Origin of the sequence: Candidatus Pelagibacter communis, from assembly GCF_001179945.1 — a bacterium.
Classification (GTDB): domain Bacteria; phylum Pseudomonadota; class Alphaproteobacteria; order Pelagibacterales; family Pelagibacteraceae; genus Pelagilacustribacter; species Pelagilacustribacter ubique_A.
Genome location: NZ_CVSG01000068.1, coordinates 86,007 through 98,945 on the forward strand (window position 1 = coordinate 86,007; position 12,939 = coordinate 98,945).

Here is a 12,939-nt window from a genome sequence, read left to right on the forward strand (position 1 = left end):
TTATTGTATATAATTGAGGTATGGGGATTAGTTTCTGGCAAATAGCAATTGTAGTTGTTCTTGTTGTCCTGCTTTTTGGACGAGGTAAAATATCTAGTTTAATGGGTGATGTGGCAAAAGGCATTAAAAGTTTCAAAAAAGGAATGTCTGATGATACATCTACAACCAACCAAGATGACAACACTAAGTCAGATAATTCTGACTCTGAAAATAAATAATAGAAATGCCTCAAATTGGTTGGTTAGAGATTTTATCGGTAGTAATTATTGCAATTTTGGTTTTGGGTCCTAAAGAATTTCCAATAGCTTTAAAAAAAATTGGCACATATATAGGAAAATTTAAAAATACTATTAGCAACTTTCAAAAAGAGGTGTCTTCGGTAACTAAAGAAGTAGATTTAGAGGAAGAATTTGTCACTAAAAATGACAAAATAAAAAAAGATAATAACAATAATGGCTGATAGCAATTCATTTACGAGTCATTTTATTGAGTTGCGTTCAAGACTTTTAAATTCTTTAATTTTTATTTTTGTATCATTTATTATCGCATATATTTTTGCAGAGCATATCTATAATTTTTTAGTATCACCTTATGCTGAAGCCGTTAAAGACGATAAAGTTTCAAGACGTTTAATTTTTACAGCGCTTCATGAAACATTTATAACTTATATAAAAGTTGCATTTTTTACGGCAATTTTTTTAGGTAGCCCGGTTTTATTAATCCAAATATATAAATTTATTGCACCTGGACTTTATAAAAATGAAAAGAAAGCGATATTGCCTTATTTAGTATCCACACCAATACTTTTTTTGTTAGGAGGATTTTTAGTTTATTATTTAGTTATGCCTTTAGCAATAAAATTTTTTTTATCATTTGAGACGATTGGTAATAATTCAAATCTACCGATTCAACTTGAGGCAAAAGTAAATGAATATCTATCATTAGTAATGAGGTTAATTTTTGCTTTTGGAATCAGTTTTCAATTACCGATATTATTAAATTTATTAGCAAGAATTGGAGTTGTAAATTCTGAATATTTGAGAGCAAGAAGAAGATATGTAATTGTAATAATATTTGCTTTAGCGGCAATTTTAACTCCTCCTGATCCTATTACTCAGGTAGGGCTAGCAATACCTTTGTTAATACTTTATGAACTATCCATATTTACTGTGAGATTCACAGAGAAAAAAGAAAACGAAATAAAAGATGCATAATATCAAAGAATTGAGGAAAAACTTAAGTACCTTTAAAAAAAAATTGCTCGATAGAAATTTTAATTTAAACACTGATCTATTTGAAAATCTCGATAGCAAAAATAGAAAATTAATTAGTGAAAAGGAAAAATTAGAGCAAGTAAAAGGTACCTTATCAAAATCAAAAGACAAATCAAATTTCGAAAAATCAAAAAAAATTTCTGAAGAAATATTAAAATTATCCAAGGATCAGCTAATTGCTCAGAACAAACTCAACGAATTGATACATGTTTTACCAAATATTGCTCAACCCGATGTTCCAATAGGTAAGGATGAAAAGTCAAATAAAATTATAAACAAATTTGGAAAAATTAAAAAATTTGGCTTTAATCCTAGATCACACGTTGAGATTGGTTCAAAATCTAATGATATAGATTTTGAAACTGCAACTAAATTATCTGGATCGAGGTTTGTTATTTTAAAAAATAATATAGCTAAATTAGAGAGAGCACTTATAAACTTTATGCTTGATATTCATACAAATGAATTTAATTATACAGAGATTTCACCACCATTAATTGTAAATGAAGATGTCATGTTTGGTACTGGACAGCTTCCTAAATTTGAAGAGGATCAATTTGAGATAAAATTTGAAAACTCTGGTCAAAGAAAATATTTGATCCCAACAGCAGAAGTAGTTTTAACTAATTTAGTAAGAAAATCTTTAATAAATAAAGATTTATTACCTCAAAGATATGTAGCCTCAACACCATGTTTCCGCAAAGAAGCCGGCAGTTACGGGAAAGATACTAAAGGCATGATAAGACAACATCAATTTTATAAAGTCGAATTAGTAAGCATTGTAGAGCCAAAAAATTGTATTATTGAACTAGATAGAATGTTAAATTGTGCAAAAACAATTCTAGATAAATTAGAAATACCTTATCAAGTCGTATTGTTATCTACTGGTGATATGGGATTTAGCGCCGAAAAAACTTACGATATTGAAGTATGGATACCTTCTGAAAGTAAGTATAGAGAAATATCAAGTTGCTCATCATGTGGAACTTTCCAAGCTAGAAGAATGGGGGCTAAATATAAATCACAAAATGGAAACGAATTTGTAGGTACTCTTAATGGGTCGGGTTTAGCAGTTGGGAGACTCATGATTGCCATATTAGAAAACAATCAAAATAAAGATGGATCGATTACAATTCCAAATGTATTAAAAAAATATATGAATAATTTAGATAAAATTTGATGAAATTTAACTTGTTAATCTAACCCATTTATTATAATTGTCTTTTCATGAGCGGACAAGGAATAGCACAATTTATACCCTTAATACTAATTTTTGTAATTTTTTATTTCTTTTTAATTAGACCACAGCAAAAACGTGTAAAAGACCACAAAGCTATGGTGGAATCTTTAAAAAGAGGCGATGAGGTTATTACTTCTGGAGGAATCATAGGTGTTGTAGATCGAGTGATGGAGGATGACAGAATTGAAGTTGTAATTGGAGAGGGCACTAAAGTACAAATTATAAGATCTACGATTACAAGCTTGCTTAAAAAAGAAGAAGTAAAAAAATAATTCTTTTTTTGTGTTAAATTTTTCTAAAATAAATATCATTTTAATATATTTAATTTTTTTTTTAATTTCGATTTTCTCTGTCTTAAATTTTCAGCATAAGGATAACCTAATTTTAGATAAAAAAGTAAATTTAGGTTTAGATTTACAGGGCGGTTCATATCTTTTGCTAGAAATAAATTCTGACTCACTAGTTGAGGAAAAAATACAGTCAAAAGTAATTCCAATTAAAAAACTCTTTCGTGAAAATAATTTAATTTATTCAGATTTTAAGATTAACAAAAAAGATCTGACCTTTAAGATTAATGATTTTGAAAAATTTGAATTATTTTTTTTTTCAAGGAAAGAAAATCTTATAAATCCATACATTGATAATTATAGAGCATTTGAATTAGATTATAAAAAACTAAATGATAATTATGTTCAAGTCTCTTTTTCAAAGTTTGGACTTCTTACTATCAATAATTCAGCTTTAAAACAATCTATTGAAATTGTTAGACGCAGAATAGATGATGTAGGCACGAAAGAACCAACAATATTGCAAAGGGGAGAAAAGAGAATTTTAGTTGAATTGCCAGGGCTTAAAGATCCTGAAAGAATTAAAAAACTTTTAGGTAAAACTGCTAAACTAAATTTTAGAATGGTAAGTGAAAATTCTGAGTTTGGAGTTGACGAATTAATTTCTGAAATTGGTGAATCATTGAAAATTAGTAAAAGAATTGTGATGAGTGGTGAAAATTTAATTGATGCACAACCAAGTATACAAAATCAACAAAATGAACCAACAGTATCTTTTACATTAGATAGAATTGGCTCTCAAAAATTTGGTAGAACAACCACAGATAATGTTGGAAAAAGATTGGCTATTGTACTCGATGGTAAAATAATAAGTGCTCCTAATATTAATGAACCAATCACCTCTGGAAAAGGAGTTATATCGGGAAATTTTTCTTTTCAAGAAGCTACCGATCTTGCTTTACTTCTTCGGTCAGGAGCCCTACCAACTCCTCTCGATGTGGTTGAAGAAAGAACTGTTGGACCAGATCTTGGAGAAGACTCTATAAAATCTGGAATAACTTCTCTAATTGTGGGATTTATTTTAGTAATATTCTTTATGCTTTATAAATATAGATTATTTGGTTTAGTAGCTAATATTGCTCTAATAGCAAATTTATTAATGTTAGTTGGGGTTTTAACTATTTTAGAAGCAACATTAACACTTCCCGGTATTGCAGGAATTATTTTAACTGTTGGAATGGCTGTTGATGCAAACGTTCTTATATTTGAAAGAATTAAAGAAGAATTAAAAACTGAAAAATCAATTATACATGCTTTTGACTCTGGATATTCTAAGGCAAAAATAACAGTTCTAGATGCAAATATAACTACTTTGATAGCTGCGGTAATATTATTTGCATTTGGCTCAGGACCGGTTAAAGGTTTTGCAATTACACTTGGGATAGGAATTTTAACTACACTTTTTACAGCTTACTTTTTGGCAAGACACTTAACGTCAATTATAGTTTTAAGAAAGAATAACACAACACTAAAAATATAATGATCAAAAATATAAACTTCGTTTCAAAATTTAAAAAAGCAAATATTTTTTCACTTATAATTTTTATTTTAAGTTTGATTTTTATTTCTTTTAAAGGATTAAATTATGGAATAGATTTTAAAGGGGGAACATTAATTGAACTAAGAACAGATACTTCAATTAATGCCTCTGCAATAAGAGACTCTCTTAAGTCTATGAATTTAGGTGATATAAATGTAAAAAAATTTGGTAAAGAAGGTGACTACTTAATCAAAGTTGAACAAAAAAACACTAATAATAGTAATTTAATACCTGAGATAAAAAAAACTTTAGCCGATAATTTAAACGCTGATGTTGATTTCAGAAGGGTAGAAAATGTAGGGCCAAAGGTAAGTTCTGAACTTTTAGAGTCATCAATAATTGCAATATCTCTAGCACTAGCTGCTATGCTTTTTTATATATGGATAAGATTTGAGTGGCAGTTTAGTATTGGTTCAATAATAGCATTATTTCATGATGTAATTATAACTTTAGGTATTTTTTCTGTTTTATCTTTAGAAATCAATTTATCTATAATAGCAGCAGTATTAACAATAGTTGGTTACTCGATGAATGACACTGTAGTTATATATGACCGCATACGAGAAAATTTATTAAAATATACAAAAATAAGTATAAGCGATGTTTCTAACTTATCAATAAATGAGACTCTCTCAAGAACAATTATTACATCGATTACTACATTATTAGCGCTAGTTTCAATTTATATATTAGGAGGTGAAATTTTAAGGGGTTTCTCATTTGCTATGATTCTGGGCGTGATTATCGGAACCTATTCATCTATGTTTGTAGCTTCACCAATTTTAAAATTCTTTAAAGTTAGTTATAAAACTCTGGAAAAAGAGGAGGAGAAAATTCTACCTTAATTAGTAAAGGTTTTGTGCTGCTACCATTGAAAGAAGCATTGGGAATGATAATAAAGTATTAGCTCTTGAGAATAACATGGCAGTTTTGGCTGATTTAGCTTTTTCTTCCGGCGAACTTTCAATAATTCCTAAAGCTTTTTTTTGATTTGGCCAAATTACAAACCAAACATTATATGCCATTATAATTCCAAGCCACATACCAATTCCTATTGCCGTAGTTTTCGGATCTCCACTACCTATTCCCAGTACCATGGCTTGATGAACATATCCTTGTAGATATGAAACTATTAATCCTGTAACTATTGTTCCTAAAGCAGCCCATCTAAACCAGAATAGAGCCTTAGGAGCGATTACTTTACCGATTGCTGGTTTCTGATCGTCCGGAATGTTAGGCATAGATGGTATTTGCACAAAATTAAAATACCACAACAATCCTATCCACATTATTCCTGTCAATACATGTAAGTATCTAAATAACCAGCTGAAGAAATATCTATCAAAAGCAAACCCATCACCAAAAAAATGTAACCCTAAAAGTAATAAAATTGCAATTCCTAAGGATAGATGAACTGTTCTTGATAATGATTGTAAAATACTAGTCATGATTCTTTTATACCATACATAAGAACATTAAGCAGTCTTTTTCATAGAAGCATTTCCTATTATTTCTCGAATAAATTTACCAGTAAAACTCTCTTTTACAGTTGAAATTTTTTCTGGCGTCCCCTCAGCGATAATTCTCCCCCCATTAATACCTCCTTCAGGGCCCATATCAATTATATGATCAGCAGTTTTTATAACATCTAAATTGTGTTCTATAACTACAACGGTATTACCAGTATTTGCAAACGCTTGCAAAATTTCTAGTAATTTTTTTATATCATGAGAATGCAAACCAGTAGTTGGTTCATCTAATATGTATAAAGTTCTTCCAGTAGGTCTTTTAGATAATTCTTTTGCTAGTTTTATTCTCTGTGCCTCTCCACCAGACAATGTCGTTGCTTGTTGACCAATTTTCATATACCCAAGCCCAACATGCTTTAAGGTAATTAATTTAGACCTAATACTTTGAATATTCTCAAAAAAATCACAACCTTCGTCAACTGTCATATCTAATACATCAGCAATATTCTTATTTTTAAACCTTATTTCCAAGGTTTCTCTATTATATCTAGCCCCTTTACAAGTATCGCAAGGAATAAAGACATCGGGTAAAAAATGCATTTCATAAGTTAAAACACCATCACCTTCGCAAGTTTCACATCTTCCGCCTTTCACATTAAAAGAATATCTACCTACCTTGTATCCTCTTGCTTTTGACTCAGGAAGACCAGCAAACCACTCTCTAATTGGACCAAAGGCTCCAGTATAAGTTGCTGGATTTGACCTTGGTGTTCTACCTATCGGCGATTGGTCGATATCGATAATCTTATCTATTAACTCCGTACCTTTAAATCCAGTGAAAGCTTTTGGAACTTTACGACTTTTATTTTTATTTAACATTAAATTAAATGCATTATACAAAGTGTGTAGTATTAAAGTTGATTTTCCACTTCCAGAGACACCTGTAACACAGGTGAATGTACCAACAGGTATTTTTAAATTCACTTTTTTCAAATTATTTCCACTTGCGCCACTTATTTCTATAAACCTTCCATTTTTTGCAGACCTTCTTTTTTTTGGAATTGGAATATACTTTTTACCAGATAAATAACTCCCGGTAATACTATTATCGTTCTTAATAATTTCTTTTACTTCTCCCTCAGCAACAATTCGACCACCTTTAAGACCAGCCTCTGGTCCAATGTCAATTATATGATCTGAACTTTCCATTGTTTCAATATCATGTTCAACTACAATGACTGTATTGCCTAAATCTCTTAATTTTTTTAAAGCTGTAATTAGTTTTTTATTATCTCTTTGGTGCAAACCAATAGAAGGTTCATCTAAAACATATAAGACTCCAGTAAGACCAGATCCTATTTGTGATGCTAGTCTTATTCTTTGAGCTTCTCCACCGGATAGTGTGCCTGATTCTCTTGACAAAGTTAAATAATTTAATCCTACGTTTAACAAAAAATTTAGTCTTTCATTTATTTCTTTAAGAATATGTTGAGCAATTTTATTTTCTTTTTCATTTAAAACCTTTTCTAAATTTTCAAACCACTGTTGTGCTACATCAATTGATTTTTCAGTAACTTCACTAATATTAAGATTATTTATTTTTACACATAAGGCTTCATCTTTTAACCTCATTCCTTTACATTTTTCACAATCCGTCTCACTTTGGTATTGAGATATTTCCTCTCTTTTCCATTCGCTATCAGTTTCTAGATATCTTCTCTCAAGATTGTTTATAACACCTTCAAATGTTTTTTTCGTAGAGTATGACTCATAGCCATCATCGTAAGAAAATCTTATTTCTTCTTCATCAGACCCATAAAGAATAACATCTTGAATTTTCTTTGGAATTTTTTTCCATTGCTCTGACATTGAAATTTTATAATGTTTTGCGACAGAGGCTAATGTTTGTGCATAATACAATGAGGTTGATTTTGACCAAGGTTCTATAACACCGTCCTGCAAACTTTTTTTTGGGTCTGTAACTACAAGGTTTGGATCAACATTTAAATTATGTCCTATTCCCTCGCATTCTTCACATGCCCCATAAGGCGAATTGAATGAAAATAGTCTTGGTTCGATTTCTTCAATCGTAAAACCGCTCTCAGGACAAGAAAATTTTGAAGAAAATGTTATGGACTCCCTTTTCCTAAACTTTTTTGGCAAGGTTTCATTTTCATATTCTACTATTAATAGACCATCTGAAAGATTCACTGCAGTTTCAACACTATCAGCGAGCCTATTACCTAAATTTGAGTTTAGTATAATTCTGTCAACGATTATTGATATGTCGTGTTTTACTTTTTTATTAAGGTTTGGAAATTCATCAATATTAAGGTATTTACCGTCAACTTTAATTTTTGAAAAACCTCTTTTTTTATAGTTTAAGATTTCTTTTTTATACTCTCCTTTTCTACCTCTAACTACTGGAGCAAGAATATAAATAGTATTATTCTTCGGAAGTTTTTTAATTTTATCTACCATTTCACTAATCGGCTGAGATCTAATTGGTTTACCTGTGAACGGTGAATAGGGAATTCCTACTCTAGCAAACAATACCCTCATATAGTCGTAAATTTCAGTAACTGTAGCAACAGTTGACCTCGGATTTTTAGAAGTATTCTTTTGTTCAATAGAAATTGCTGGACTTAAACCTTCAATGAAATCTACATTAGGTTTTTTCATCTTATCTAAGAATTGTCTGGCATATGAAGATAAGCTCTCAACATATCTTCTTTGACCTTCAGCATAAATTGTATCAAAGGCTAATGACGATTTTCCAGACCCAGAAAGGCCAGTTATAACAACTAATTTCTCTTTAGGAATTTCTAGAGAAACATTTTTTAAGTTGTGTTCTTTAGCCCCTTTTACAACGATTTTTTTCAACATTTTTTTCCCTCAAATAATAATCACCTTATAATTAGTAATCAAATATGATATAAATAAAAGATTATTTATAATAATAAAATCAAAATTTATTCAAAATATTATGGCTGGAAGTTTAAATAAAGTGCAATTAATAGGTCGTTTAGGCGCAGACCCTGAAATAAAACAAATGGTAAATGGTAAAAGTGTGGCTAGACTAAGCATAGCAACTAGTCAATCTTGGAAAGATAAATCAAGTGGAGAGAAAAAAGAAAAGACTGAATGGCACAGAGTTGTAATTTTTAATGAAGGGCTTGTCAATGTAGTTCAACAATACGTTAAAAAAGGAGCTAACGTTTACGTTGAGGGACAATTAAGTACGAGAAAATGGAAAGACGAGACTACCGGTCAAGACAAATATTCAACTGAAATTGTATTGCAAGGTTATAATTCAAGTTTGACAATGCTTGATAGCAGATCAAGCTCGAATAACTCAAATTTAGTTTCAGAGAATAAAAGTTCTTTACCAAATGAAAATATGTCTCAAGACAATTCTGATTTAGATGATGAGATACCTTTTTAATTTTCATGGAAAAAAATACATTAGAAAATAACAAATCTTTTAAACCTATATTTGTTCAAGATGAAATGAGCTCATCTTACCTGTCTTATGCGATGAGTGTAATTGTTAGTAGAGCTCTTCCAGATGTTCGAGATGGTTTAAAACCAGTTCATAGAAGAATAATTTATGCAATGTACAAAGGTGGTTATGATTGGTCAAAACCTTTTAGAAAATCAGCAAGAATAGTAGGAGATGTAATAGGTAAGTATCACCCTCATGGTGATCAATCAGTTTATGATGCATTAGTGAGATTAGTTCAAGATTTTTCAATGAGTGTCCCACTCATCTCTGGACAAGGAAACTTTGGATCCATTGATGGAGATCCACCAGCTGCTATGAGGTATACAGAGACTAAACTTGGAAGAATTTCTAAATTCTTGACTGAAGATCTCGAAAAAAATACTGTTAATTTTCGAAGTAATTATGATGAGACTGAAAAAGAGCCTGAAGTGCTACCTTCACAATATCCAAATATTTTAGTAAATGGGGCAGGTGGTATAGCTGTAGGAATGGCTACAAGTATACCTCCACACAACTTAGGAGAAATTGTTGATGCTACGATAGCTTTTATAAATAATAAAGAAATAACAATAAGTCAGTTAATGAAACATGTACCAGGACCTGATTTTCCTACGGGAGGAATAATAATTGGAAAAGATATAATAAAGCAAGGTTATAATAAAGGTAGAGGATCATTTAAAATTAGAGGAGAAATAGAGCTAGAGGAAAAAAAAGGAGGTAGAGAAACGCTAGTTATTAAATCAATCCCTTATCAAGTAAACAAATCATTATTAATTGAAAAAATAGCCCAATTGGTTAGGGACAAAAAAATTGATGGGATAAGAGATTTAAGAGACGAATCCAACAGGGAGGGAATAAGAGTGGTGATTGAACTAAGAAAAAGCGTAGAACCTGAAACTGTAAGAAGACAATTGTTTAAATTAACTAATATAGAAAGTTCATTTGGTTTTAACACGTTAGCAATAGTAAACTCCAAACCGAAGATATTAAATTTAAAAGAATTTATTTCTGAGTTTCTTAAATTCAGGGAAGAAACTGTTATTAAAAGAATAAAATTTGATTTAAAAAAAGCAGAAACTCGTGCACATATATTAATAGGTTTAGCCACCGCTGTTGAGAATATTGATGAAACAATTAAGATTATCAAAAATTCTAAAGACACTAATATAGCAAAAAAAAATCTTTTATCTAAAAAATGGAAGATAAAAAAAAGTATAAAAATGATTTCACTAATTGAAAAGAAAAAAAATATTTCAATTTATCAATTATCTGTTGATCAAGTTGAAGCTATTTTAGAACTAAGATTACAAAAACTTACTGCATTTGGAATAAATGAAATAGAGTCCGAGATATCTAGTCTTGCAAAATCAATCATAGAATTTAATAAAATAATTAATTCTAAAAAAGCGCTTTACAATCTTATAATTGATGAATTGGCAAATATTAAAGATAAATTTGCTTCACCAAGAAAAACAAAAATTATTGATGCGGTGCTTAATTACAATATTGAAGAAACAATTCAAAAAGAGTCGGTAGTGATCAACATCACCAATCAAGGGTATATCAAAAGAGGACCATTGAGCTCTTTAAAATCACAGAAAAGAGGCGGAAAAGGCAAATCTGGTATATCAACAAGAGAGGATGATTTTGTTGTTCAAATTTTTACTGCTAATACACATACACCGGTTCTCTTTTTTTCAACTCAAGGTCTAGTATATAAAATAAAGGCTCATAAAATTCCTGAGGGGACTGCGTCATCCAAAGGAAAGTCAATATTTAATATTTTACCTTTGAAAAGCCATCACTCTATTAGTTCTATTATGCCTTTGCCTGAGGATGAGTCTGAATGGAAAAAACTAATGGTAATATTTGCAACATCTAAAGGAAATGTAAGAAAAAACACATTAGAGGATTTCATAAATATTAATAATAGTGGCAAAATAGCAATGAAGCTAGATCAGGATGATAAGATTATAGGAGTAAAAATATGTAATGATGACCAAGATATTTTGCTAAGCACTCAGTTTGGTAAGTGTATAAGATTTAAATCAAAAAAGTTAAGACTTTTCAAAGGTCGTTCTTCAAAAGGTATAAAAGGTTTAAAACTTAATGATAAGGATAAAGTAATATCTTTATCAATATTAGATAATTCTCAAATTGATAATAAAGTAATTAACAAAGACAAAAAAATTAAACATGCCGTAAACAGATATATATTGTCTGTTTCTGAAAATGGTTACGGAAAAAGATCATCCTATTTAGATTATAGAGTCACTAACAGAGGAGGGAAGGGAATTATAGGAATAATAAATTCTCCTAGAAACGGAAATATTGCCTCTACTATTGTTGTAAATGATACTGATGAAATACTCTTATCTACAGACAAGGGCAGTATAATGAGATGTGCTGTAAAAGAAATTAGAATAGCTGGTAGAAATACTCAGGGTGTGAGAATTAAAAAATTATCTGGAACCGAAAAAGTTGTATCTGTAATAAAAATAGAGGACAACATAAAGTAAAATGAAGACTGCAGTTTATCCTGGTACGTTTGACCCAATTACTTATGGTCATATTGATGTCATTAAAAAATCTCTTAAGATGTTTGACCGACTTATTGTTGCAACCACAGATAATACAGATAAAAATTATTTTTTTTCTATCGAGGAAAGACTTAATATTATCAATCACTCATTATTTAAAGATTTAAAACTTAGTAGAAAAAAAATTAAAGTCATATCATTTGATAATTTAACAATTGAATTATGTAAAAAATATAATGCTTCAGCGATTATAAGAGGTTTAAGAGCTGTATCTGATTTCGAGTATGAATTTCAACTTGCAGGAATGAATAAAAAATTGAATTCTAAAATAGAAACAATGTTTTTGATGTCAGATGTTGAAAATCAGATTATATCTTCAAAATTTGTTAAAGAAATCGCAAATCTTGGTGGAAATATTGATAGATTTGTTACAAAATATGCAGTTAAAATGTTGAGAGCTAAATATCAATGAAAAAATTTATTTATTTATTTATATTTTGTTTTAGTTTAATAAATTATCAAGTTATGGCAAAAGAGATTATGATTTTAAAACTTAGTTATGGGGAAGTAGAAATCGAACTTTATCCAGATAAAGCACCAAATCATGTTAAAAGATTTAAAGAATTATCAAATAGCAAAAAATATGATGGTGTGGTTTTTCACAGAGTTATAGAAGGATTTATGGCTCAAACAGGGGATGTAAAATTTGGAAATTCTTCTTCATCAGATTTTAATTTATCACTAGCTGGAACAGGAGGATCTGAATTACCAAACTTAAAGTCAGAATTTTCAGATATTCCACATGTAAGAGGAGTTTTATCTGCAGCGAGGTCAGCCGACCCTGATAGTGCTAATAGCCAATTTTTTATTTGTTTTGAGTCAGCTCCACACTTAGATAGACAATACTCAGCTTTTGGAAAAGTTATAAAAGGAATGGAATTCGTTGATAAAATTAAAAGAGGCGATCCAAATTCCGGAGCAGTAAAAAATCCAGACAAGATAATTTCAATCAGATCAAAATAAA

At 29.9% G+C, this 12,939-nt stretch carries 13 protein-coding genes; 11 read left to right on the forward strand and 2 right to left on the reverse strand.

Annotation, left to right across the window (positions count from 1 at the left end):
- Positions 1-20: 20 nt before the first annotated feature.
- The 7 genes from AMN78_RS02495 to secF are packed head-to-tail and all read left to right on the forward strand — an operon-like array spanning position 21 to position 5,246.
- Positions 21-218 (forward strand): twin-arginine translocase TatA/TatE family subunit, encoded by a 198-nt coding sequence (locus tag AMN78_RS02495; RefSeq protein WP_075534016.1) that lies wholly within the window; start codon positions 21-23, stop codon positions 216-218.
- A 5-nt stretch (positions 219-223) separates the two neighbouring features.
- Positions 224-460: a Sec-independent protein translocase protein TatB gene (tatB, locus tag AMN78_RS02500; RefSeq protein ID WP_075534017.1), complete on the forward strand. Its 237-nt coding sequence runs from the start codon at positions 224-226 to the stop codon at positions 458-460.
- The gene (tatC, locus tag AMN78_RS02505; RefSeq protein WP_179850604.1) at positions 453-1,214 is read left to right on the forward strand and encodes a twin-arginine translocase subunit TatC; all 762 of its coding nucleotides are present in this window, start codon (positions 453-455) and stop codon (positions 1,212-1,214) included. The genes tatB and tatC overlap by 8 nt, the downstream gene beginning before the upstream one ends.
- Positions 1,207-2,454, forward strand: coding sequence for a serine--tRNA ligase (gene serS / locus AMN78_RS02510; RefSeq protein WP_075534019.1), 1,248 nt, complete (start codon positions 1,207-1,209; stop codon positions 2,452-2,454). The genes tatC and serS overlap by 8 nt, the downstream gene beginning before the upstream one ends.
- Before the next feature lie 47 nt (positions 2,455-2,501).
- The gene (gene yajC / locus AMN78_RS02515; protein WP_075534020.1) at positions 2,502-2,786 is read left to right on the forward strand and encodes a preprotein translocase subunit YajC; all 285 of its coding nucleotides are present in this window, start codon (positions 2,502-2,504) and stop codon (positions 2,784-2,786) included.
- Between the two features lie 10 nt (positions 2,787-2,796).
- The gene (secD, locus tag AMN78_RS02520) at positions 2,797-4,341 is read left to right on the forward strand and encodes a protein translocase subunit SecD (protein WP_075534021.1); all 1,545 of its coding nucleotides are present in this window, start codon (positions 2,797-2,799) and stop codon (positions 4,339-4,341) included.
- A complete protein-coding gene (gene secF / locus AMN78_RS02525) occupies positions 4,341-5,246 on the forward strand; it encodes a protein translocase subunit SecF (protein ID WP_075534022.1) in 906 nt (301 codons plus the stop codon). Before secD ends, secF begins: the two co-directional genes overlap by 1 nt.
- Here the strand turns inward: secF and AMN78_RS02530 are convergent, their stop codons facing one another.
- Both AMN78_RS02530 and uvrA read right to left on the reverse strand, forming a co-directional pair.
- The gene (locus AMN78_RS02530; protein WP_075534023.1) at positions 5,247-5,849 is read right to left on the reverse strand and encodes a urate hydroxylase PuuD; all 603 of its coding nucleotides are present in this window, start codon (positions 5,847-5,849) and stop codon (positions 5,247-5,249) included. It lies immediately after the preceding gene.
- Between the two features lie 27 nt (positions 5,850-5,876).
- A complete protein-coding gene (gene uvrA / locus AMN78_RS02535; RefSeq protein ID WP_075534024.1) occupies positions 5,877-8,756 on the reverse strand; it encodes an excinuclease ABC subunit UvrA in 2,880 nt (959 codons plus the stop codon).
- A gap of 100 nt (positions 8,757-8,856) precedes the next feature.
- On the opposite strand from uvrA, the gene ssb reads away from it, so the two are divergent.
- From ssb to AMN78_RS02555, 4 genes are read left to right on the forward strand one after another with little or no spacing between them, the layout of a single operon-like run.
- Positions 8,857-9,315, forward strand: coding sequence for a single-stranded DNA-binding protein (ssb, locus tag AMN78_RS02540; RefSeq protein ID WP_075534025.1), 459 nt, complete (start codon positions 8,857-8,859; stop codon positions 9,313-9,315).
- Between the two features lie 5 nt (positions 9,316-9,320).
- Positions 9,321-11,894, forward strand: a complete 2,574-nt coding sequence (gene gyrA, locus AMN78_RS02545; protein ID WP_075534026.1) for a DNA gyrase subunit A — start codon at positions 9,321-9,323, stop codon at positions 11,892-11,894.
- 1 nt (position 11,895) lies between these two features.
- The gene (coaD, locus tag AMN78_RS02550; protein ID WP_075534027.1) at positions 11,896-12,387 is read left to right on the forward strand and encodes a pantetheine-phosphate adenylyltransferase; all 492 of its coding nucleotides are present in this window, start codon (positions 11,896-11,898) and stop codon (positions 12,385-12,387) included.
- The gene (locus AMN78_RS02555; protein ID WP_075534028.1) at positions 12,384-12,938 is read left to right on the forward strand and encodes a peptidylprolyl isomerase; all 555 of its coding nucleotides are present in this window, start codon (positions 12,384-12,386) and stop codon (positions 12,936-12,938) included. Before coaD ends, AMN78_RS02555 begins: the two co-directional genes overlap by 4 nt.
- Position 12,939: the final 1 nt, after the last annotated feature.

Coding starts and splice junctions, on each gene's coding strand:
- AMN78_RS02495 (WP_075534016.1), top strand. CDS start 21: ATGGGGATTAGTTTCTGGCAAATAGCAATTGTAGTTGTTCTTGTTGTC.
- tatB (WP_075534017.1), top strand. CDS start 224: ATGCCTCAAATTGGTTGGTTAGAGATTTTATCGGTAGTAATTATTGCA.
- tatC (WP_179850604.1), top strand. CDS start 453: ATGGCTGATAGCAATTCATTTACGAGTCATTTTATTGAGTTGCGTTCA.
- serS (WP_075534019.1), top strand. CDS start 1,207: ATGCATAATATCAAAGAATTGAGGAAAAACTTAAGTACCTTTAAAAAA.
- yajC (WP_075534020.1), top strand. CDS start 2,502: ATGAGCGGACAAGGAATAGCACAATTTATACCCTTAATACTAATTTTT.
- secF (WP_075534022.1), top strand. CDS start 4,341: ATGATCAAAAATATAAACTTCGTTTCAAAATTTAAAAAAGCAAATATT.
- AMN78_RS02530 (WP_075534023.1), bottom strand. CDS start 5,849: ATGACTAGTATTTTACAATCATTATCAAGAACAGTTCATCTATCCTTA.
- uvrA (WP_075534024.1), bottom strand. CDS start 8,756: ATGTTGAAAAAAATCGTTGTAAAAGGGGCTAAAGAACACAACTTAAAA.
- ssb (WP_075534025.1), top strand. CDS start 8,857: ATGGCTGGAAGTTTAAATAAAGTGCAATTAATAGGTCGTTTAGGCGCA.
- gyrA (WP_075534026.1), top strand. CDS start 9,321: ATGGAAAAAAATACATTAGAAAATAACAAATCTTTTAAACCTATATTT.
- coaD (WP_075534027.1), top strand. CDS start 11,896: ATGAAGACTGCAGTTTATCCTGGTACGTTTGACCCAATTACTTATGGT.
- AMN78_RS02555 (WP_075534028.1), top strand. CDS start 12,384: ATGAAAAAATTTATTTATTTATTTATATTTTGTTTTAGTTTAATAAAT.